Origin of the sequence: Dyadobacter linearis (genome assembly GCF_907165045.1) — a bacterium.
Classification (GTDB): domain Bacteria; phylum Bacteroidota; class Bacteroidia; order Cytophagales; family Spirosomataceae; genus Dyadobacter; species Dyadobacter linearis.
Map to the genome: position 1 here is coordinate 702,047 of NZ_CAJRAU010000001.1, position 20,691 is coordinate 722,737.

The 20,691-nt window shown below is 47.5% G+C and carries 19 protein-coding genes; 8 read left to right on the top strand and 11 right to left on the bottom strand.

What is annotated here, in order from left to right; all coding sequences use genetic code 11:
• Positions 1–4 precede the first annotated feature (4 nt).
• Complete coding sequence (locus KOD92_RS02765) at positions 5–1,651, bottom strand: arylsulfatase (protein WP_215231984.1); 1,647 nt, start codon at positions 1,649–1,651, stop codon at positions 5–7.
• 437 nt (positions 1,652–2,088) lie between these two features.
• On the opposite strand from KOD92_RS02765, the gene KOD92_RS02770 reads away from it, so the two are divergent.
• Together KOD92_RS02770 and KOD92_RS02775 are read left to right on the top strand one after the other, a co-directional pair.
• Positions 2,089–2,382, top strand: coding sequence for a type II toxin-antitoxin system TacA family antitoxin (locus KOD92_RS02770; protein WP_215231985.1), 294 nt, complete (start codon positions 2,089–2,091; stop codon positions 2,380–2,382).
• Complete coding sequence (locus KOD92_RS02775; protein WP_215231986.1) at positions 2,357–2,863, top strand: GNAT family N-acetyltransferase; 507 nt, start codon at positions 2,357–2,359, stop codon at positions 2,861–2,863. The genes KOD92_RS02770 and KOD92_RS02775 overlap by 26 nt, the downstream gene beginning before the upstream one ends.
• Before the next feature lie 175 nt (positions 2,864–3,038).
• Here the strand turns inward: KOD92_RS02775 and KOD92_RS02780 are convergent, their stop codons facing one another.
• From KOD92_RS02780 to KOD92_RS02795, 4 genes are all read right to left on the bottom strand, one after another.
• Positions 3,039–5,447 (bottom strand): ABC transporter permease, encoded by a 2,409-nt coding sequence (locus KOD92_RS02780; protein WP_215231987.1) that lies wholly within the window; start codon positions 5,445–5,447, stop codon positions 3,039–3,041.
• Positions 5,448–5,592: 145 nt separating this feature from the next.
• Positions 5,593–6,342 (bottom strand): esterase family protein, encoded by a 750-nt coding sequence (locus tag KOD92_RS02785; RefSeq protein ID WP_215231988.1) that lies wholly within the window; start codon positions 6,340–6,342, stop codon positions 5,593–5,595.
• Between the two features lie 3 nt (positions 6,343–6,345).
• Entirely contained in the window at positions 6,346–6,948 is a 603-nt protein-coding gene (locus tag KOD92_RS02790) for a GDSL-type esterase/lipase family protein (RefSeq protein WP_215231989.1), read from the bottom strand.
• Positions 6,949–7,121: 173 nt separating this feature from the next.
• On the bottom strand, positions 7,122–9,437 hold the full coding sequence (locus KOD92_RS02795; RefSeq protein WP_215231990.1) for a mechanosensitive ion channel family protein: 2,316 nt from the start codon (positions 9,435–9,437) through the stop codon (positions 7,122–7,124).
• Between the two features lie 199 nt (positions 9,438–9,636).
• Between KOD92_RS02795 and msrA the strand changes: the two genes are divergently transcribed.
• Positions 9,637–10,128 carry a peptide-methionine (S)-S-oxide reductase MsrA gene (gene msrA, locus KOD92_RS02800; RefSeq protein ID WP_215231991.1) on the top strand — a complete coding sequence of 164 codons (492 nt, stop codon included), beginning with the start codon at positions 9,637–9,639 and terminating at the stop codon, positions 10,126–10,128.
• Positions 10,129–10,203: 75 nt separating this feature from the next.
• Here the strand turns inward: msrA and KOD92_RS02805 are convergent, their stop codons facing one another.
• Both KOD92_RS02805 and KOD92_RS02810 read right to left on the bottom strand, forming a co-directional pair.
• On the bottom strand, positions 10,204–11,247 hold the full coding sequence (locus tag KOD92_RS02805; RefSeq protein WP_229254494.1) for an SGNH/GDSL hydrolase family protein: 1,044 nt from the start codon (positions 11,245–11,247) through the stop codon (positions 10,204–10,206).
• Between the two features lie 126 nt (positions 11,248–11,373).
• On the bottom strand, positions 11,374–11,949 hold the full coding sequence (locus tag KOD92_RS02810; protein ID WP_215231992.1) for a porin family protein: 576 nt from the start codon (positions 11,947–11,949) through the stop codon (positions 11,374–11,376).
• Between the two features lie 289 nt (positions 11,950–12,238).
• Here KOD92_RS02810 and KOD92_RS02815 point away from each other — a divergent pair, with 289 nt between their 5' ends.
• Together KOD92_RS02815 and KOD92_RS02820 are read left to right on the top strand one after the other, a co-directional pair.
• Positions 12,239–14,590 (top strand): ABC transporter permease, encoded by a 2,352-nt coding sequence (locus KOD92_RS02815; RefSeq protein WP_215231993.1) that lies wholly within the window; start codon positions 12,239–12,241, stop codon positions 14,588–14,590.
• A 54-nt stretch (positions 14,591–14,644) separates the two neighbouring features.
• The gene (locus KOD92_RS02820) at positions 14,645–15,415 is read left to right on the top strand and encodes a DUF72 domain-containing protein (protein WP_215231994.1); all 771 of its coding nucleotides are present in this window, start codon (positions 14,645–14,647) and stop codon (positions 15,413–15,415) included.
• 256 nt (positions 15,416–15,671) lie between these two features.
• Here KOD92_RS02820 and KOD92_RS02825 read toward each other — a convergent pair whose 3' ends face one another.
• Both KOD92_RS02825 and KOD92_RS02830 read right to left on the bottom strand, forming a co-directional pair.
• On the bottom strand, positions 15,672–16,271 hold the full coding sequence (locus KOD92_RS02825; protein WP_215231995.1) for a hypothetical protein: 600 nt from the start codon (positions 16,269–16,271) through the stop codon (positions 15,672–15,674).
• 27 nt (positions 16,272–16,298) lie between these two features.
• A complete protein-coding gene (locus tag KOD92_RS02830) occupies positions 16,299–16,481 on the bottom strand; it encodes a hypothetical protein (protein WP_215231996.1) in 183 nt (60 codons plus the stop codon).
• A gap of 194 nt (positions 16,482–16,675) precedes the next feature.
• On the opposite strand from KOD92_RS02830, the gene KOD92_RS02835 reads away from it, so the two are divergent.
• Entirely contained in the window at positions 16,676–17,638 is a 963-nt protein-coding gene (locus KOD92_RS02835; RefSeq protein ID WP_215231997.1) for a hypothetical protein, read from the top strand.
• Between the two features lie 38 nt (positions 17,639–17,676).
• On the opposite strand, the gene KOD92_RS02840 is transcribed toward KOD92_RS02835, so the two are convergent.
• Complete coding sequence (locus tag KOD92_RS02840; RefSeq protein WP_215231998.1) at positions 17,677–18,084, bottom strand: VOC family protein; 408 nt, start codon at positions 18,082–18,084, stop codon at positions 17,677–17,679.
• 172 nt (positions 18,085–18,256) lie between these two features.
• Between KOD92_RS02840 and KOD92_RS02845 the strand changes: the two genes are divergently transcribed.
• Positions 18,257–18,940, top strand: a complete 684-nt coding sequence (locus KOD92_RS02845) for an outer membrane beta-barrel protein (protein WP_215231999.1) — start codon at positions 18,257–18,259, stop codon at positions 18,938–18,940.
• 78 nt (positions 18,941–19,018) lie between these two features.
• The gene (locus tag KOD92_RS02850) at positions 19,019–19,882 is read left to right on the top strand and encodes an NmrA family NAD(P)-binding protein (protein WP_215232000.1); all 864 of its coding nucleotides are present in this window, start codon (positions 19,019–19,021) and stop codon (positions 19,880–19,882) included.
• Between the two features lie 18 nt (positions 19,883–19,900).
• Here KOD92_RS02850 and KOD92_RS02855 read toward each other — a convergent pair whose 3' ends face one another.
• A complete protein-coding gene (locus KOD92_RS02855) occupies positions 19,901–20,659 on the bottom strand; it encodes an oxygenase MpaB family protein (protein WP_215232001.1) in 759 nt (252 codons plus the stop codon).
• Positions 20,660–20,691: the final 32 nt, after the last annotated feature.

The window sequence follows — 20,691 nt, forward strand, 5'->3', positions numbered from 1 at the left end:
CGGATTAGAATGTCGGGGGCCGCCGGTCTGGCCTAGGTGCCTGAGCTCCGATTGGTGTTTTGGGTTTGATCTTATCATATTCGACTACACCCGTGCGTTCAGCCCAGCGCACATAGTCAGCCGAAAGTTCGTTCACGATGTCGGTGCGGGTCGCCGAAATGTCCGAGGTTTCGCCCCGGTCTGTTTCCAGATCATATAATTCCCATTTGTAGGCAGGGTAAGTCGAAACGATTTTCCATTTCCCGTTTCTCACTGCACGGTTTCCGGCGCGCTCCCAAAAAATCGGCTCGCCGCCACGGTCCACTTCTTCGGCTTTTCCGGTCAGTACCGGCACCAGACTTCTTCCCGGTAATGCATTGGTCTTGATACCATTGCTCGTTGCCGGGTAAGTCGCTTTGGCCAGATCGTAGAAAGTCGGCGCGAGGTCGATCAGGTGACCGGTACCTTTTACGATTGTGCCGGCTTTGATCTGTTTTGGAAACCAGGCAATAAAAGGTGCGCTGATCCCGCCTTCGTGCATATTGTTTTTGTAAGCTGAATGCGGCGTGTTGGATACATAAGCCCAGGGCTGATCCTGGTACACATACGAGCCCGCCGAACCCGCAGGTCCCGTGTTACGTTGGGGCTTGCGTGGAGATGAACCTGCATAACCGCCCTGCGCACCGTTGTCAGAAATGAAGATGATCACTGTGTTTTCGTCTTTTTTCAAAGCTTTAAGTTTCTCCCGCAGCTTGCCGATGTTCTGGTCTACCCGGTCGACCATCGCGGCGTATATTTCCATTTTGCGTTCCCACAGCAGTTTTTCATCGTAAGGAACATTTTCCCAAAGGGCTACATCGGGATCACGCGGGGCGAGTGCCTGTTTTGGATTGGCGATCCCTATTGCTTTTTGTTTTTGCAAACGCTCCTGTCTCAGCGAATCCCAGCCTATGCTGTACCGGCCTTTGTACTTGGCAATATCGGCCTCGTGCGCTTGCAGCGGCCAGTGCGGCGCGTTGAATGCGAGGTACAGGAAAAATGGTTTGGGCGTTTTGCTCTGCTCCTCGATGAATGTGATCGCGTGGTCTGTGATCTCGTCGGTGAGGTATTTGTCGGCCGGGAGGTTAATGCGCTTGTTGTCTTCCACAAGCTCCACTTTCGGGCCTTTACCATATTTACCCAAATCGAAATAATTGCTGGCCCCGTTGATAAAGCCGTAAAAATGATCGAATCCACGCTGGTTTGGCCAGGCCAGACTATCGTTTCCTACGTGCCATTTGCCGCTCAAAAGCGTGCTGTAACCTGCACCGCGCAATACTTCTCCGAATGTGAGTGATTCTTTATTTAAATATCCCTGATAAGCAGGCAGGCCCAGATTGACATTGAAATACCCTACTCCTGCTTTGTGCGGATATTGTCCGGTGATGAGCGAGGCGCGGGTCGGGGCGCAAATGGAGTTGTTATAAAATTCTCTAAAACGAATGCCCTCGCTGGCAAGCTGGTCGATATTCGGGGTTTTGATCTCGGAACCGTACGCGCCGATATCCGAGTAACCAAGGTCGTCGACCATCACAAGAATAATATTGGGACGCTGATCGGCTGCCGCCTTTTTCTGGGCGTAAGTGGTTGAAAGGCCCAGCAGGGCACTAATAAAGAATGTAGAAATCTTCATTGACTGAAAGAAAATAGTAAGAGAAAACGCAGCGCTATTGTCCGGTTAAAAGATCAACCGGCCGCAGAATAAATGAAACTACCGGCCCGATAAAGCCGCAAGGTTCAACAACAGCAACAAGTGCCTGGGAAGAAAGAGATTGTAGATACCACCATCCGGTTAGCAATAGTTACCCGTTCTGAATATGCATTCATGAGTGAAATATTTGAAATGCCCTAAATGAACCCTGTCGGTGGTTTACAGAGTAGCCTATAAATTTGATAGACAAAGTAAACTTTAAAAAACCGAAGAAAAAAGATTTTTTTTAAAATTTACTTTTTAGGAGTGGAATAGATGGCCATATGTGCTGATTCAAGACAATTTGATGAATAGTCACACTTGCTTTGTACGGAATAACTACGTACGTTTATTGAACTTACTCAAAAAAGGAACAGGTTATGAAAGCATTAGTGAACGACCGGATTGACGTTCGGATCAGCCGGGAACATAAAGAACTTATCAAAACTGCGTCAGAAATAAGTGGGTTTAAGAATCTTTCAGAATTTATTATTTTCTGTGCCAAGACCGAGGCGAACCGAATTATATCTGAAAACGATAGGTTTCTGCGCTCTACTGAGGACAAACGAATTTTTGTAGAAGCGATTCTAAATCCCCCTGCGCCCGGATCGCAGTTGAAAAAGGCTCTATTGAACTATGACAAATTTAATGGAGATGATAATAACAGATCTTAGAAATGAGCATATAAAGAAGGATTTCAAATGCGGCAATGAACTGCTGGACAAATATTTGTCGCAGCAAGCCAAACAGGACGTGTCCCGCGGTCTCTCCGCCTGTTTTATTTTATCCGATTCAACGCATGTAGTGAAAGGATATTATACACTGTCCTCCTGCTCAGATAAGCTTGAAGGCTTCCCGGAGGAACTTGCGAAAAAACTACCTAAATCTTACGATAATATACCAACCACTTTACTTGGCAGACTTGCTTGCGATATCAGCATCAAAGGTCAGCGTTATGGGGAAATATTGCTGATTGATGCATTAAAAAGGTCTCTTGAAGCAACCACTTCTATTGGCTCTCTGGCCGTAGTCGTCGATCCGATCGACGAAGATGCCCGGTCTTTCTATAAAAAATACGAGTTTATTGAGTTGGTAAATGGAACGAGGATGTTTTTGCCGATGAAAACGATAAAGCGGTTGTTTGCGGGGGAATAGTATCCACTGCTCCCTAGCTTGCTGCAAGCCCCCTGCGCCCTAGCTTGCTGCAATACCCCCTGCCCCCTAGCTTGCTGCAATACCCCCTGCCCCCTAAAGGGGGTTCTACGTGTCCCAAGCAAAACCCCCTTTAGGGGGCAGGGGGAACAGGCAGGGGGCAGGGGGTCCTCCGGCATCACTCGCTCCGCAAACTCTTCACCGGATTCATCAGCGCGGCGCGGATTGACTGGAAGCTGACGGTTACGAATGCTACGATAATGGCGAGCAGGCCGGCTTCTAGGAATATCAGCGCGTTGACACTGATCCGGTAAGGATAGTTTTGCAGCCATTTGTCCACTGAATAGTAAGCGAGCGGGAAGGCGAAGATGAATGAAATGCAGACCAGTTTCAGGAAATTTGCTGTGAGCAAACGGGCGATACTGGCAATTGAGGCGCCCATTACTTTCCGCACTCCGATCTCTTTGGTGCGCCGCTCGGCGGATAAGGTCGCCAGTCCGAATAGCCCGATGCAGGAAATGAATATCGTGAGCACCGTGCCGAAAAGCATGATCTGGCGCCACTTTTCCTCCGACTCGTAGCGTTTCCTGTTTTCATCGTCCAGAAATTTGTAGGTATAGGGATCCAGTGGAAACAGGCGGCGGAACGTATTTGCTACGTGTTGAAGGCTGCCCGATTCGGTACCGGGTTTGATCTTGACAAAAAACCTACCGTAGGAATTACGCGCTTTCATAGTAAAGAGCTGCGGGCCGATCTTCTCGCTCAGCTCAGCGTAGTGATAGTCTTTTACAACACCTAAAACCGTATATTTCTTATTGTTATCATACCAGAAATCAACAACCTGCCCGATCGGGTCTTTCCAGCGTGCCTCCTTGACAAATGCCTCATTCACAAGGACTGCGGTGCTAGAATCGGCAGGAAAGCTGGCCGAAAAATTGCGGCCTTTCAGTACAGGTACTTTAATAATTGGCAGGAATTCGGGATCGATGGTTTCATACGTAAAACCGATCTCGGTATCTCCGTTCACCCTCGCGCGGGTATTCCAGCGGCCGCCATTTTTGGGAGCCACAGCCAGCACATTCGGGTCTTTTTGCAGTTCCTGCCGGAGTAAGTGCGCCTGTTCGCGGGTGAGGTTCGATTTATTGACAGTCAGTAAATTGTCGTCGCTGTAACCGAGGTCTTTATTGATCAGGTAGTTAAACTGGGAGTTAATAGTAAGTGTGCCGATGATCAGGAAAGAAGCGATCGTAAACTGCAATACGACCAGGGAGGTCTGCATGTAATTTTTGCCTGACAGCTGTATTCTGTTGTAAAGTGTTTTGACAGGATTATAGCCCGAAAGTATGATCGCCGGATAAAAACCAGCCAGTAAACCTGTGGTAAGGAAAAGCGCCAGATAGCCGAGGATCAGCTTAATATCAAACAAATAGGATAATGCAAGCGCCTTGTTTGCAAGCTCATTGAATGTAGGTAAAACCAGTTGAACAAGGATCAGCCCAAAGATGAATGCGGCGAGACATAACAGAAAAGATTCGCCCAAAAACTGCGCTACCAGCTGCATGCGGCCGCCACCTACCACTTTACGTACACCGATCTCCTTCGCCCTTTTCAGGGATCTTGCAACAGTGAGATTGACGAAATTGATACAGGCTATTAAAAGAATAAAAAGCGCAATACCTGTCAGTATGTAAGATAGTTGCGGGCTGTTGTGACCGGTTAACCCATTGTTGGCGGGTAAATCGGTACTCAGGTGCATGTCGGTAAAAGGTTGAAGGGTATATTCGGTTTTATTGTTATCACCATATTTCTCGGCGGCTTCTTTCATCGCCTCCCTAGCGTCGGCGTTGTAAACGAGGTTCATCTTTTTCTCCACAAGTGCTACATTCGAACCGCGATCCAGCAAGACAAAGGTGTTCAGGAACGTATTAAACCAGTTCATACTACGCTCCATTTCACTGTTTTTAGTGAGAAAAGGAACCAGGATCTCGAACTTGATAGAAGAATTCTGAGGGGATTTCCGAGCAACGCCGGTTACGGTATAAGGTTCAAACCGGGCGTCTTTATCGTAACTGTCCTTCATCAGCATCGACTTTCCGAGCACATCTTTCTGTCCGAAATGTTTCAACGCCATTTCTTCTGATATCACCACCGATTTAGGTTCGCGCAGCGCGGTTTGCGGGTTGCCACTTACGAAAGGAAATGAGAAAATGGAAAAGAATGCGGTATCAGCATGAAAAACCTCCTCGCTTTTGATCTCATTTCCCTTTTTAATATCACTCTGAGTTCCCAGGAAACGCACTGCGGCCCTGATCTCCGGAACGCCGGCCGCGAATTTCGGGCCCTGTAAAAACCCGGTGTTGCCCGCGACGCCCGTCTGCATTCCGGTAGGCGACAGGAACTTGCTCGTGATACGATAAATGTTCGGGTTGTTCGCGTGGAACTGGTCATAGCTGACTTCGTCTTTCGTATAAAGCAGGATCAGCATGGCAGCGGCGAGCCCGATGCTCAGGCCGGTTACATTGATCAGCGAGTAAACTTTACTTTGCGCCAGGGTCCTCCATGCAATTGTAAAATAGCTTCTTAGCATATAGTGGCTGATTTAGTGCTTGGACAGAGTCAATGCACCTGATCAACAAATATTTTGCCAATTTTTACAAATGAGAATATATACCTGTAAGTCAACAATTTAACTGAAACAAAAGCTGAGGAAAGTGTCCGAAATCGAACACTTGTTACAAATACAACTTGACCATTTGCCGCCAGTAGCGTGGCCGGTGTGCTTCTTCATTCCAGATATAAAAATGGTGAGGTACCCCTATTGCATTCAGTGAAGCACTTAGTTGCTCGTTGTCGGGCAGAAACGGATCATCCCGCCCTATGACGATCGTGATATCCAGCTGCCTCAGCTGGTTGAGCAGCACTTCATCGGTGATACCCGGAACGAAGCGGTTAGGCATATTGAAATACACATTTTCATCGAAGTACCCGTCGAAAAGGTCGTCGAAGAATGGAAGTGATTTGGTGAGATCGTACCGGCCGCTCATACCGACGATCTTACTGAATATGGTCGGGTGTTTGAGTCCGATATTGACGGCGTGAAATGCGCCCAGGCTGCAACCGGTTACCGCCAGTTTTTCATTTTTGTTTCGCTTTCTGATAAATGGGACCACTTCTTCGAGGATATATTGCTCAAATTCCAGATGCCTGAGAATACGCTCTTGCGGCGGGATATCAGAATAAAAACTCTCCTTATCAATACTGTCAACACAAAATACCTGTACCTGGCCCGCCGCGATCTTTCCGCTCATCGCGTCGATGATCTTCCAGTTTTCCATATCGTAAAAGCGGGCGGACCTGGTAGGGAAAAAGAGAACCGGCATTCCTTTTTTTCCAAAAACCAACATTTCCATATCTCTTTTCAGAGCTGGGCTATACCATTTCTGATATTCGCGCTTGGCCAGGGAAGGAGCTGAGGTAATCATCGGTTATGAAAGTTTGGGGAGGTTGAGCGCATTTCTAATCTTTTCAGTCCAGATCTCGTACCCTTCCGGCGTCATGTGCAGCCCGTCCTGTTCAAACAATGTGCGGGCCGGGGTATCCTGCTCGTCGAGCATTGCGGGAAAAATGTCGATGTAATGCTGGTTCGGGTCCGTGTCGATCACGTCCAGAATGAGCCTGTTGGCTGCCCGGATCTGAGAAATGATCTCCCAGCGTTGCAGGCTTGGTTTGATACTGATATAATAGCAGGGTATATCGCCGAACCGCTGCCGCACCTGCCCGACCAGCTGCCGGTAATACAGGCACACTTCCACCGGATTTCGTCCGTCGCCCAGATCATTGTCACCTGCATAGATGATCACAGTTTTTGCAGCTTCGATCTGTTTCATAATACGGTCGAAAAACCAGGTACAGGCGGCCAGCGTAGAGCCTCCAAAACCGAGGTTAATCGGCTTTACGTCCGCGAAATCTTCGTACAATGTATTCCACAAATTAATACTTGAACTACCATAAAATATAGTTTCTGGCTGATAGGGCAAGTTTTCAGCTTCTTTCTCGACCCTTAATACTTCATCTTCATACCATTCCATAAGCTTAGCGTGTCGGACAGAATCGGGCGCTCATTTAGAGTTCCGGCTCTTTTGGTTTCTAAAATTAGGTTACAAATGTGACCCGCGTATTAATTTTTGGCGCGGGCATTTTATCAAATATTTAAGATTAAAAGCTGCCGATACGCGCTATAAAAACCGCACCAGCATCGCTGCTACATTACCTTGATATTATTTTCCCTGAACTTCCTGTAAAGCGTCTCGAGCACGTAGCTCTTGAATGCGGCTTCGGCGTAAACGCTGTTCAGCCACACGAGGATTTTCAGTTCCACATTATCTGCCCCGATACTATTAAACAGGATCTGTTGCGGCGCATTTTTTACAATATCCTCCCCTTTGTCAACGGTTTCGCTGACGAGCTTTTTTACCAGATCCAGGTCTGATTCCACATTCACTTTAAATGTAATCTCGGCTTTCAGCTGCGCATTTTTCTGGCTGTAATTCACAAGCCTGCCCGATAGTAAATCCCCATTTGGAATAATCACGCGGGAACCCTGCGAAGTGAGCATTTTACTCGACCGGATCCCAATATCCAGCACTTTTCCCTTTTTATCGGCCAGTTCAATGTAGTCTCCGATATCGAAGGGTTTTTCAAAAATCAGGATAATACCGGAGACAAAATTGTTGATGATATTCTGCAAACCCAGCCCGATACCTACCCCTAATGCACCGATCAATACGGTGATCTTATCCAGCGGAACTCCGGATGCGGTGATCGCGAACAGAAATCCGATCACGATGATCACCAACCGGATCAGCGCCAGTTTTGAATTTTTCTCGACGTAATTACTCCCGAATGTATTGTCAGACTCCCCAAACAGTAAGCCGATATTCTTTTGAAGCAGGTTGGCCAGGTACACGATCACGGCGAAGAACACAATATTGCCAAGCGTGAATGTGATATTACCCAGCGTGCGCGGCTTGGCGAGGATCTGTTGCAGCAAGTCTGTGATCGGGTCGATGATATTGAGATTGATCGCGAAAACCATGATCCAGAGCAATACCGAAACGAAGGTAAGTATGGTCCTGAACTTGGCCCGGCTGCTGGCTACATTGATCCGTGCAAAAAGCCCGCCCGAGCACGAGCTGACTTTGATCTGCAGCTCCATCGCTTCTATTACTATTTCAACAAAAACAGCCAGGCTCAGTACCTGCACCAGCCCGCTGATCGCGGTGAGATTGAAAGACTTAGCCAGACTTATTCTTCCAAAAACATTGAGCAATACCGCCGAGATATTCAGGATCACATAAATGATCGTGACCGGCTTGATGAATTTTTTATGAAGCCGGGCCTCTTTCAATTTCCCGTAAAACCAGATCCCGAAATAGATCGACAATCCATTGAGAATGATCAGCAGGGAACGCAGCAAAAAGGTATCGTTGACAAATGCATTGGTGAAAATCACGAGCGCATATAACCCCATGATCGCAAACCAGACGCGCAACTGGTCTTTCGGCAGCCTTTTCCGGAGGAATATCGTAAGTGTGATCAGGAGTAAAAATTGGTTGAGCTCAATGTAAATGGAAGGCGAATCGGGCTCAAAGAATGGGGTTAAATTGAATAATACCACCAGCGTGGGCAAAACGGGAATGCGGGTAAGATAACTCAGATTCAGCTGCCCTATCTCCCTCGAAAGTTTGGCATTGGAAGCGAGCCGGAAATTGATGTAGACCCACCAGAAAAAAACGCCGCAAAGGATCAGCAGAAATATCCGGTTATCCCAGGTGGAGTTGAGAAAGTAACGCAATATCCTGTCCTGGCCGAGGTAAGAGGTTTTGATCAGGGTACCAATATTGTCCGAATCGCTCGTGCGCGGCGCTTTCCAGAGATACCGGTATTCTTTGCTCAACACACTTTTACCCGACTCGCGGATATATTCATCGACGATCGTTCGCAGGTCGATGGTTTTAAAATACAATGCAGAAACGTCTGCTAGGAGCTTGCTGACTGTATCGAGATTGGCTACCGTTACTTTTCCGGTACTTTGCAGCCGGGTCCTGAGATCTGCTATTTGCCCGGTGTACAGTTTTCTCTGGGTCGAATCGGTATTGTCGGTAGCGAGCAGGGAATCGCGGCTGAACTGAATCACTTTCTCCGACATACGCTGCAATTCCAGGTTATATTTGGACAGTGCCTTGCGCCAGTTCCCTGTTTTCAGCTGTGCATCGGTAAGCATCAGCCGGTAGTTGAGCAAACTTTTATTATCGGGAACGGTCTTGTTCAGCTGCATCGCCGAGTCGATCTGGGCTACATTCGCCTGAGCTTTGGTGAGCTCCTGCCGGATCTTCTCGCCGTCATAAGCTTTCTTGTTTGCCGCATTCATATCTGTAATTGCAGCCTGGTATTTTTCCAGCCTGAACAACAGGGTATCGGGGATCAGGGCGCTGGAATCGGTCGGGGTTTTTCTGTCCTGCGCAGAGAGAAATCCGGAGGATAGGATGAAAAGAAAAAGGAATTTAATGAATCTCATTACGCTAATTTTTGATCAAGCCGAGGCAAATAGTATGCCTTGGCGGTATACGTCGCTTTTTTTGAATGTAGTCAAATGCGCAGTCGGTTCAAATTTTGTTCTTTATAAATGCAGAAATTGAACAGAATCGGTTGGTCGCGGTGTTATTTCAGGGGCACCGAAATTGTAACGTCGCTCCTTTACATTAAAATCAGATTGTATGAATACTGAAAAAGCCATTCTGGCAGGTGGTTGCTTCTGGGGCGTGGAAGAATTGTTCAGACACTATCCGGGGGTAATTTCAACGGTAGTGGGGTATACGGGCGGCGATGTGCCCCATGCAACCTACCGCAATCACGGCACGCACGCAGAAGGGATCGCGATTGAATTCGATCCTTCCAAACTAACTTACCGCGGACTTTTGGAATACTTTTTCCAGATCCACGACCCTACTACCAGGAACCGGCAGGGAAACGATATCGGGACCTCCTACCGTTCCGCTATTTTTTATCTGGACGAAAACCAGCGCGATACTGCGAATGCACTGATCACCGAAATGGAAGCTTCGGGCGTGTGGCCGGGCAAGATCGTGACGGAAGTGGTGCCTGCCGGTGATTTCTGGGATGCAGAAGTAGAGCATCAGGATTATTTGCAAAAACACCCTGGCGGCTATACCTGCCACTTTGAAAGACCAAGCTGGAAACTGAACTAAGATAGCATTCCTGTAAAAAAGCCAGACGAGTTGATCTCGTCTGGCTTTTTTGTATTCCAGTAAGAATCCGGAATGTTAGTATTCCAGCTCTTTCAATTTAGCAACAACCCGATTCGCGACGATTTCGTAGCCTTTGTTATTGATGTGAATTTCATCCGCATTGTCTGGTCTCATACCTCTCGGGAAAATGCCATTTTCTATATCAGACAGATCTTCCGGGCTAGGCGAATAATTGATAACCGCCATTTCTTCTTCTGTCGGCGGCTCCATAGGTACAAATGATTTCCCGAATTCAGAAGATAGCCTGCTGTTGATTTCCGTCACTTCATTGTAACGGTCAGTGCCTTTTTCCTCGGGGACAGCCAGCAAAACGCCTAATACTAAAAATCTCTTTGGTTCTTCGAGATAGGAAACCGAACTGTTGAGCGCCGTCACGATATCTTCTTTGGCATTGGGCAGACCAATATTGTTCCGTCCGTACCACAGGATCTGGGTCGCTGTGCGAAGCTCTGCGGGATCGGCGAGTACAAATTTGGAATCGTCGGGAATCTCGGCAATACTTTCGCCGTCGGGTTTGATGGTGTAAATTTCGCCTTTTGCTTCGTTTGCCTCACGGGTGATCGTACATTTCACGCCGGCCAATGTACCTGTCCGGCTATACGTCAGGAAATTGATGGGCGTGGATAAAAACTCGTTACTGAGTTTTTTCACTTTAAGCGGCTCGGTTCCATTGAACTTCCCTCCTTCCACGGTGACAGTTAAAGGTTCGCCGCCCTGCCTTATCGCAATGGATTTCGCGATCTGGCCGCCGATCCCGTCGCTTACAATCCGCCTCCCGGGCAGCCCGACGCCTACTAGTGTACCGTAAGGCACATTTGCGCCTGCGCCTATGGTGAGACTGTCACCAAAGAACGCAAGGGTCTGGTCGAGTTTTGGCTTGTCCTCTCCCGTTCCTTCCGGATTGTTCTTTTTCGGGAAAATTTCGTCGATCAATCCTTCGCAGGAAGTCAGCAATGTGGTTGTAATAATAGCCGCCCCAGTTTGGCGAAAAAATCGCCTCCGGCTTAATGAGGTGTCAGTGTTCTTAGCGCTGGATTTGCGCTGATCGTGGTTAATCATTCTGATTGGAGAACATTTGAGTGTGCTTTTCTCAATTTATATCAATAATCATTCCATAATGCAAAAAAGGAGGCTGAGCGTGCGCCCAACCTCCTTTGGTATTCTATTACAAAAAAACTGACCTGCTTACTTCACCAGCGGGATCGCCCAGAAAATGCTGGCCTGGATCACACTGTTTTTGAAATCAGGATCGATATTCTGGCCGGAGAAATTTCCTACTTTGGAAAGACCGGCAATATATCTTACGCCCAGTCCAAGTCCGATCGGGGATTGGTAACCGATACCCGCCGCAGCCGACAAGTCAAGGTTCTTGGCAAAGTTGTTGATCGTCTGATCAGGCACATCGCTCGAAGTCCTGAAACCAGCCTGCGGTCCGAACTCTACATAGAATCCGCCATTGGTTTTGAATTTCAACATAACCGGCACATTCACATAGCTGATCTTGAAATCTGATCTTGCTCCGTTGTTGTCAACTTTTGCACCCTGCGTGGAGAAAAGAACCTCCGGCTGGATCGAGAATACTTTTCCAAAACCGTAATTAATGATACCACCAAGATGATAACCTACAAGCGCATCCGATTCTATATTTCCACCGGTATAGTTACTGATGTTCAAACCTGCTTTCGGACCGATGCTGAATGATTGGGCAAACGCTGACTGGACAGATACGAGCAGTACAGCAACAAATAGTAATTTTTTCATGTTTTAAATTGATTTAATGTGACTTCGAAGTCCACTATCCCAGTTTGTGACGGGTAATTTATTCAAATGCGCCCGACTATATGCCGGACAAGGATAGTAGTGAAAATGTCGTGCCAATGTAGCCGCCAGCGACATCAGCCCTCGTCCCCTGGTGAACAAATCTGTTCGGTATTGAACATTTCATAAGATACGATAATTAGTAAACACCTCATTTTTAGCGAGTTCAAGCGGTGGCAGGTTTTTTTGCATTTTTCTTCGATCCATCAACCAGCCAACCAACTGAGAAAATATGTTCAATAATTATCTCAAAATCGCCTTTCGCAACCTGCTGCGAAACAAAGGATTTTCATCGATCAATATATTGGGGCTGTCTGTTGGCATGGCCAGTGCACTGCTGATCCTGCTCTGGATGTACAATGAATTCAGCTATGACCGATTTCACAGCAAAGGCGACCGCCTTTTTGCAGCCTGGAACAGGAGTATTGTTGACGGAGAAGTACTATGCTGGAATGGTACGCCCAAAATTCTCGGCCCTACATTAAAGGAGGAATATCCCGAAGTGGCCAATATATCCCGCAATTATTCCCGCTGGTACGTAACGCGGGTGGGCGAAAGGAAAATTTCCTCCGAGGCGATGACAACGGACGCCGCATTCCTGGAAATGTTTGACTTCAAACTTCTTCAAGGCGATCCGAAAACCGCGCTGAGCAATATCAGCTCTATTGTGATTACCCGGAAAATGGCGATTAAAATGTTTGATACCGAAGATGCGCTGGGGAAAACGCTGACGATCGACAAGGATAATTTTACGGTAACCGGAATCATGCAGGACTTACCCACCAATACTGCATTTACCTTCGAATACCTGCTGCCCTGGCAATACATGAAAAAGACGGGACAGGACGACGAACACTGGGGAAATAATACGGTCAAAACCTATATTGAACTGAAACCAGGAACTGACCAGGCGCGCTTTGCCGAAAAGATCAGGGATGTGACGATCAGGCATTCCAACAAGACCGAAGACAGCGAAATTTTCCTCCACCCGATCAGTAAGTGGCACCTTTATTCCAATTTTGAAGATGGAAAAATATCCGGCGGCCGAATAGCGATTGTGCGGCTCTTTGGCATTATCGCTGCATTTATCCTATTGATCGCCTGCATCAATTTCATGAACCTCAGTACAGCGCGAAGCGAAAAGCGGGCGAAGGAAGTCGGGATACGGAAAACGGCCGGCGCAAATAAAGGCTTGCTGGTGGCGCAGTTTATGGGAGAATCCATTATGATATCGCTGATCGCAGGCATACTGGCTTTGATGCTCGTGGTCGCGGCGCTTTCTGCATTTAATTTATTAATAGGTAAAAATCTGGCCTTACCATATTCAAATCCCTATTTCTGGCTCGCTATCCTGACTTTTATTGTATTTACAGGTATGGTTGCAGGCAGTTATCCCGCGTTTTTCCTGTCTTCTTTCAAGCCGATCGCGGTTCTAAAAGGAACATTCAAAAGAACCAATGCAATAGTAAGTCCGCGTAAAGTATTGGTTGTGGTACAATTCAGCTTTGCAATAGTCCTGATCATTTCCACACTTATTGTCGTACAGCAAATCAAGCACGCGCAGCGGCGCGATGCAGGTTATGACCGCGGACAAGTCGTTTTCCACTGGATCACCGGCGACATGGAAAAGAATTACCGCCAGATCAAAAGCGAACTGATTGCCTCCGGTGCTGCTTCTGTGACTAAAACGGCCTCGCCGCTCAGCTATGTGAATTCGGATACCTGGGGTATTAAGTGGGCTGGGAAAAATCAGGCAGAGAATATCGATTTCGACCGTTTCAGCGAAGACGAAAATCTGGTAAAAACAGCTGGCCTCCAACTGCTGCAAGGTCGCGATATGGACCTTACCAAGTTCCCTGCCGACTCCTCGGCAATGCTACTCAATGAAACCGCCGCAAAAGTAATGGGCTTCAAAGATCCGATCGGGCAGATCGTGAAAGATGAGGAGAAGTCGTATCGCGTAGTGGGTGTGGTCAAAGATTTTGTGATCGGCTCGCCTTACGAACATGCGCGGCCGATGGTGATCGAGGGGGCGCAGAGTTATTTCAATGTGATTCACGTCAAACTTGGAACGGACAAATCGCCGGCTGATCAGCTCAAAAGTATGGAAGCTATTTTTAAGCGATATAACCCTGACTATCCTTTTGAATACCATTTTGTAGATGCGGATTTCGCCCTCAAATTTGAGGATACCCGTCGCATTGCTACGTTGACAGGCCTTTTTGCCGGACTTACGATCTTCATTTCCTGCCTGGGACTTTTCGGATTGGCTGCCTACATGGCAGAAAACCGGGTGAAGGAAATTGGTGTGCGGAAAGTGCTCGGCGCCTCGGTGATGAGCATTACGGCGTTGCTTTCGGGTGAATTCATGATACTGGTCGGCATTTCGATTGTCATCGCCATTCCGACTGCCTGGTACGCAATGAGCCTGTGGCTCAGCGACTTCTCTTACCGGATCAATATGCAATGGTGGACGTTTGCACTCGCCGGCTTTCTGGCGGTCCTCGTGTCGCTGCTGACCGTCAGTTATCAGGCGATCCGGGCGGCTTTGCTGGATCCTGTGAAAAGCCTCCGGAGCGAATAATAGGCCTGGAATGATTTTAGACGGCAGACTGGCGATCAAACTCGCCTATTACCGATGATTGAAACCCAAGCCGGAAAATTTTTCACAGGTACCAGCGGGCTGGTATTCCCAGTTCCGAATAAGCAATTTTATCCTCCTGAATATCAGGACAAAAGCCGCCTTACCTATTATGGATCGCTGTTCAATAGCATTGAGATCAACAGCTCATTTTACAAAGTCCCGCTAGCCTCGACTGTGCGGAACTGGGCGACTCAGGTTCCCGAAAATTTTACATTTACATTCAAACTCTGGCGCGAGATCACACACAATAAGGGTCTGGTGTTCGATCCCGAGTACGTGAAAAAGTTCATGGAAGTTATCGGCCAGATCGGAGAGAAAAAGGGTTGTCTGCTGGTACAGTTCCCGCCTTCCTTGAAAGCAATTCTGCGCCCGCAACTGGAAAGATTGCTTACTACCATATCAGAATCGGATCCTGACAAAAGCTGGAAAGTGGCGCTCGAATTTCGCCATAGCTCGTGGTACGAGGACGAAATTTTCGAAACGCTCGATGAATTTGGCTTTGAGATTGTGCGGCATGACAAACCGGGCTCTGCTCCCGGCACGCTCGAATCTGAATCCGACTACATCTACCTGCGTTTCCACGGGCCGAATGGTGATTACAAAGGGCAATATGAAGATGATATGCTGATTGAATATGCGGAACATATTCAGGATTGGCTCGACGCAGGAAAAACCGTTTTCGCCTATTTCAACAATACGATGGGAGAAGCAATGAAAAATCTCACGCTGCTGAACTCCGTCGTGAAGAGTGGGCGGGAAGATTGATACCCTAAGAAAGACCTGCGGGCAGTGCGCTTGCCGACTTACGAATCGAGCTATTTACAAACGTGATTTGTAAATTTTAACAGCAATATCTTTTAAACCATTGCGAAATTCCAGATTCCACTATTTCGTCCCAGACCTTCTGCTCCCCTACTTTTTTGAAGTGACCGACCAACCTGTAAGGCTCATTGTTTATTGAATTATCAAAGAAAAACGCCTGGTAAGAAATTTCATTGGCCTTTTTTACAAGTTCAAGTGATCAGTAGTACCTGCTCTCAATCCTATCTTCTGGAACATAGTGGCCTTTCTTTCTGACCCGGAGCGCGACCCGGTATTTGTTGATTTCCGGATCTTCCGTTGAAACAAAATAAAAATAAACTTTGTAACCATGCTCGGTAGCCCGCCGCATTATGTCCAGGTTTGATTCGTGCGAAAATACAGTTTCGAATGAAAACCGTTTTTTGGCTTCAAGAAGTTTTTCCCGGAGAAGTCTTGCTATAATCTGGGCAAGTCTGTCAGAATGTTTTTTTTCGACTAAATGTATTTTACTGGCGCGCAATTCGAAGGACTTTTCGAGTTCTCCGACATTTAAACCGCTAATTAACAGACCGGAGGATTTTGCGTAGTCGAGAATATCCTGTTTGGTGCATTCAATTTCGTATTTTATAAAACTGAACGCATTTTTCTTTATCGCAGCAGCGATATCGTCGGCATTTATGTAGATACCTAAAAATATCGGCTTACCGTTGACCACGGCTTTTTCAATAGATTTGATGACTGTGCTCTTTCCTGAGCCATTTGGGCCTGCAAAAACCCGAAGTCTTAATTGAGATTGAGGAGAATTAGGTGTGTGTTCCAATAAGTGTAGATTATAAAGTCCGCTGTACTAAACTTCCAGTTCCTTTATCCTTTCGATAGAGCCATCAGCATGTTGCTTCACGACCCAGCCATCTCTTACCGTAACCACATACCCCATTACTTCCATCGCTTCCTTCGCAGCTACTCTGCCAGCTTGCTGTACTTTACTGATCAGCATTCTCTTCGTCAAGTAGATAGTGCTGTGATTCATGTTCCGCGATGATGAGTCTTTTGCTTTCATGGCTCTAAAATACAAAAAATCTGTGAAAGCGGGAGGCGCTCAGTGGAAACATGAGCTTCTGCAATTTCCCCAGTTAAAACTCACCCGGTTACAACCTTTCACGCCCATTTCTTTTCCTTGATTATGAATTGCCTGACTCCAAACTCAACCTAATTCCTTTCCGTATGAAACACCTTTCACTTTGCTTTTTGCTGCTGGTTTTTGTGCTGTTTTCTGGTTGTGGCCGTGATAGCAACAGTAATTCTGTCAATGCGATCATCGGTGATGCCAGTTTTATTGAGGCATTCGGCTTTGCGCCCGATGCGACGACGGATAATACGCTCAGGATCAGAACACATCTCCAATATGTAGAGCGGCTGCTGCGGAACAGGGACGTTTCGTTTTTACCGGAAAAATTAAGAGAAAGGCGAACGGAATTGCTGGACCTGCTGCAAACGTATTCAGCTGCCGGGAAATACCCGAAAAACTACGATCACCCGAAGGATAGGAAGCCATGTTTTATGGATAAGGACGGAAATATTTGCGCAGTAGGTTATCTGATCGAGAAAACTGCCGGTCGTGAAATGGCCGAAGCGATCAATGCGGACTACCAATATGAGACGCTGATGACTATGAAGGATCAGGAGATCGATCGCTGGGTTGCCGCCAGCGGACTTACCAAGAAAGAATGCGCGATGATCCAGCCGACGTATGGTCCTATTATCCCGTTCCCCTCTGTTCCCGCTTCGGATTACCGGTACAGGATGAAATCTGGTTATGTGATCAGTTCCGGGCTTCTGATCGGTACTAATGTTGCTGTGAATTTTATGAATGAGATAAATATCGCTGCGGGCAGTACCAATAAGGCAGTACCCGTGGTCGGGCTGATTACCGGCGCTGGTCAGATCGTACTCGGTGCGGTCGGGTATCATCCGGAAAATAGCCGGGGAACGGATTTCAACTACTCCGATCAGCGAACGCTGTCAATCGTCAATATCGGTTTGGGGGCCGCGTCCATGGTTTTTAGTGCAAGAAATCTTGTGTGGCAGCAGAAAATGGCGAGGCGCAAAACTTCCTGGAATGTTTTCAGCTTTCCGGCGGGACGCAGTCAAACGGGCGTTGGCCTAAGTTTTAGCAGAAAAATCTGACCATGTGAGGCCCGTTAGCAGAGCCTCACATGCCTAGATTACGCAGTTCGGATATCCACCATCCAGTCAATCCCGAATTTATCCTGAAACGCACCGTATATGTCGCCCCATATTTGCCTGTCCAGCGGGATCACAATGGTACCACCTTGGCTCAATGCCTCGTATTTCTCGCGCAATGCCGCTTCTTCGAAGCCGCTTAACGAGAGATTGATCTTGCCGGCGCCCAAAGGCATACCTTCCGGTGCGTCGCCGCCCATGAATTCGACGGAGCCGCCCATGAGGGTCCCGTGCATGATCTGGTCGCGGACCCCGGCAGGACAACTTCCGTCGAGATCGCCGTAGGTCATAAAATTTACTTCCCCGCCGAAAATATTTTGATAGAATTCAAATGCTTCGCGACAATTGCCATCGAACATTAAATACGGATGCAAATCCATTTGTGCCATGATTTATAGCGTTTTAGATTGTGATTGTTTAATTTTTGTGACACAAAACTAGAAAGCCTGATAAATATGCTGCGGGTGAAATCGGGACAAAATCAGGGGGACTTTGCGCCAATATAATTTGCGCTTCCAGACTGTATATTGATAAAAACAAACCTAATTCGTTGTTGATGCTATGAAAAAATTACTTCTGCTCTGCTCATTCTTCGCATGCATTGCCGGTTACGGCGTAGCGCAGGATGCTTCCAAATTCAGGAGGTTTAGTGCCGGAATCTATGCCGGGCCGCAGCTTTATGGAAAAGTATTCAGTCACAATAAGCTCGCCAAGATTTCAGGAATCACCGCGGGCATCGATCTCAGTTATGCGTTTTCTAATCAACCTGAGGGATTTTCGCTGCATTTCCAGCCCGGTTATAATACCTTCCGGCATTTCACATCGGAGGGCGCCAACACACAAATTTATATTGAAACTACCTCGAAGTGGGGAGCGATCCATCTGCCGCTGCTGGCGCGTTACACTTTTGGCTCGGGCGGGATCCGGCCTTTCGCGGAAGCCGGGCCCATGCTGCGGCTACGTACTGCCCTTAAAACACGCCACGCAGGCACGGGCTGCGGCGTTGCGGGATGCAGCGGGATAGTAATCAATGAAGATCTGCAACAGCAAGTCAGCAAGGATCTGGTCGGGATGACGGCCGGAGCTGGTGTGGAAGTGGATCTTTGGAAAGTTACAATTCCCATTTCTGTGCGCATTCAGGAAGGCTTTGGTACGTCTGAATCCCAAGTTGTACTCTACGACGGCCCTTATATCGAAAAGCTAAAAACCCGGACTATCCAGGTCACTGCGGGCATCAATTTTTGAGATACTACTATCCTTCGCAAATCTTATTCCCTGGCATAAAAATGTTGCGGTTTTTTGCTTCATCAAACTCAACATAATATGCATATCGTACTTGGAGCAACCGGACACGTCGGATCTGCGGTAGCTGAAACGCTGCTTGGTGACGGCGAAAATGTAACAGTGGTAACGCGGGATGAGGGCAAATCGAAACATTGGAAGGATAAAGGAGCGCAGATAGCGATCGCCGACGTGCACGATGTGGAGACGCTCAGAACAGTTTTACAGGGAGGCAAGCGGCTTTTTTTATTAAATCCACCCGCACTTCCCGATACAGACACCGTCGCAGAAGAACGCAAAAGCATGCTATCCATCGTTTCAGCGCTGGCAGGTTCAGGTATTGAGAAAATCGTGGCGCTATCTACTTACGGTGCGCAGGCTGGTGACGGAATTGGTGATCTGGGTGTGTTGTTCGAAATGGAGCAGGAGCTCGCGAAAATTAATATCCCTACTACCGTAGTCCGTGCTGCCTACTACATGAGCAACTGGGATGGATTTCTTGAATCTGCTCAGAAAGACGGCCAGATCTTCACATTATACCCGGCAGACTTCAAGCTCCCGATGGTTTCGCCGGAAAACATTGGGCAGTTTGCCGCACAGCTACTCAAAGAACCTATTGAGAAAACGGGTTTGTATCATATAGAAGGCCCTGCGCAGTATTCGCCCGGCGAGGTCGCGGAAGCATTTTCCAAAGTACTCGGTAAAGAGGTGGAAACCATCGTGATTCCTCGCGAGGAATGGGTATCGGCGCTAACCAATATGGGATTTTCGCAAAAAGCAGGCGAGTCTATGGCTGCCATGACCGCAGTTACTTTGGATGAAAAGTATGAAACAACCGGCGAGCGCGTCAAAGGTGAGACGACGATTAATGATTATATCACGCAGCTGGTCAGAACATCAGGCTGATATCACACAGTACTGCACTTATCTGGTGTCCAGATTCAGGATCTGAGGCTTATATTGCTCCGGCAAGATCAGGTTGCGTAATATATTTTGCAGCCTGATTTTGCGCATTCCTTTGTAAACGGGCAATATCAGACGGATAAGTGGCGCCCTTCCCAAATCCAGCAGCTCGTTGACGCGCCACGGTGCGATTTCTCCCTGCACTTGCTTTAAGAGGTAATACCTTCCAAAACCGAGGTGCTTTTTGTATTGTTTATACAGGTCAATGGAGTAGCTGCTTTTGATCAGATTGTCGCGCAGGTGCTCTTCCCGCATTACCTTCCATTTTTCGTAAGAATCCGGCAAGCCGGCAATTCCCATTCGGAGTCCTACCTGGTTGAAAACCTGAAAAATCTCCGCCAGTTCTGCCGCAGTGAGCTTTCTTTCCAATAGTTCGAAGGAGCGGATTGAATAGTCGATCAGCATAAACAGCACGTCGCGATATGCCCAGTCTGGAATTTGTGCGCCACGTTTGTTTTCAACTTCCTTGTGAATGGCGGTGATCTGGTCGATCGCTTTCAATGCTTCATCATATTCAGCGAATACGATTTTTCGTGCGTAAGTAACAGTTGAGAATAATCGGCCCAGCGGATCAGCGGGGAGCTTTCCGGTAAAATACAGCCAGTCCACCGCCTTATTTACAGCGAATTCGGCAGAAGCGCCAGCGAATATAAAAAGGATCGTATCCGCCTTTCCCCATATCTTCCGCACAATCGAATCTTGCTTAACAAACCATTTCATATATTGTAAAGTACTTTGTAATTCAAAGTAAT

Bases quoted from the DNA above. Each gene is read 5' to 3' on its own strand.
- KOD92_RS02765 (WP_215231984.1), bottom strand. From the start codon at position 1,651: ATGAAGATTTCTACATTCTTTATTAGTGCCCTGCTGGGCCTTTCAACC.
- KOD92_RS02770 (WP_215231985.1), top strand. From the start codon at position 2,089: ATGAAAGCATTAGTGAACGACCGGATTGACGTTCGGATCAGCCGGGAA.
- KOD92_RS02775 (WP_215231986.1), top strand. From the start codon at position 2,357: ATGGAGATGATAATAACAGATCTTAGAAATGAGCATATAAAGAAGGAT.
- KOD92_RS02780 (WP_215231987.1), bottom strand. From the start codon at position 5,447: ATGCTAAGAAGCTATTTTACAATTGCATGGAGGACCCTGGCGCAAAGT.
- KOD92_RS02785 (WP_215231988.1), bottom strand. From the start codon at position 6,342: ATGATTACCTCAGCTCCTTCCCTGGCCAAGCGCGAATATCAGAAATGG.
- KOD92_RS02790 (WP_215231989.1), bottom strand. From the start codon at position 6,948: ATGGAATGGTATGAAGATGAAGTATTAAGGGTCGAGAAAGAAGCTGAA.
- KOD92_RS02795 (WP_215231990.1), bottom strand. From the start codon at position 9,437: ATGAGATTCATTAAATTCCTTTTTCTTTTCATCCTATCCTCCGGATTT.
- msrA (WP_215231991.1), top strand. From the start codon at position 9,637: ATGAATACTGAAAAAGCCATTCTGGCAGGTGGTTGCTTCTGGGGCGTG.
- KOD92_RS02805 (WP_229254494.1), bottom strand. From the start codon at position 11,247: ATGATTAACCACGATCAGCGCAAATCCAGCGCTAAGAACACTGACACC.
- KOD92_RS02810 (WP_215231992.1), bottom strand. From the start codon at position 11,949: ATGAAAAAATTACTATTTGTTGCTGTACTGCTCGTATCTGTCCAGTCA.
- KOD92_RS02815 (WP_215231993.1), top strand. From the start codon at position 12,239: ATGTTCAATAATTATCTCAAAATCGCCTTTCGCAACCTGCTGCGAAAC.
- KOD92_RS02820 (WP_215231994.1), top strand. From the start codon at position 14,645: ATGATTGAAACCCAAGCCGGAAAATTTTTCACAGGTACCAGCGGGCTG.
- KOD92_RS02830 (WP_215231996.1), bottom strand. From the start codon at position 16,481: ATGAATCACAGCACTATCTACTTGACGAAGAGAATGCTGATCAGTAAA.
- KOD92_RS02835 (WP_215231997.1), top strand. From the start codon at position 16,676: ATGAAACACCTTTCACTTTGCTTTTTGCTGCTGGTTTTTGTGCTGTTT.
- KOD92_RS02840 (WP_215231998.1), bottom strand. From the start codon at position 18,084: ATGGCACAAATGGATTTGCATCCGTATTTAATGTTCGATGGCAATTGT.
- KOD92_RS02845 (WP_215231999.1), top strand. From the start codon at position 18,257: ATGAAAAAATTACTTCTGCTCTGCTCATTCTTCGCATGCATTGCCGGT.
- KOD92_RS02850 (WP_215232000.1), top strand. From the start codon at position 19,019: ATGCATATCGTACTTGGAGCAACCGGACACGTCGGATCTGCGGTAGCT.
- KOD92_RS02855 (WP_215232001.1), bottom strand. From the start codon at position 20,659: ATGAAATGGTTTGTTAAGCAAGATTCGATTGTGCGGAAGATATGGGGA.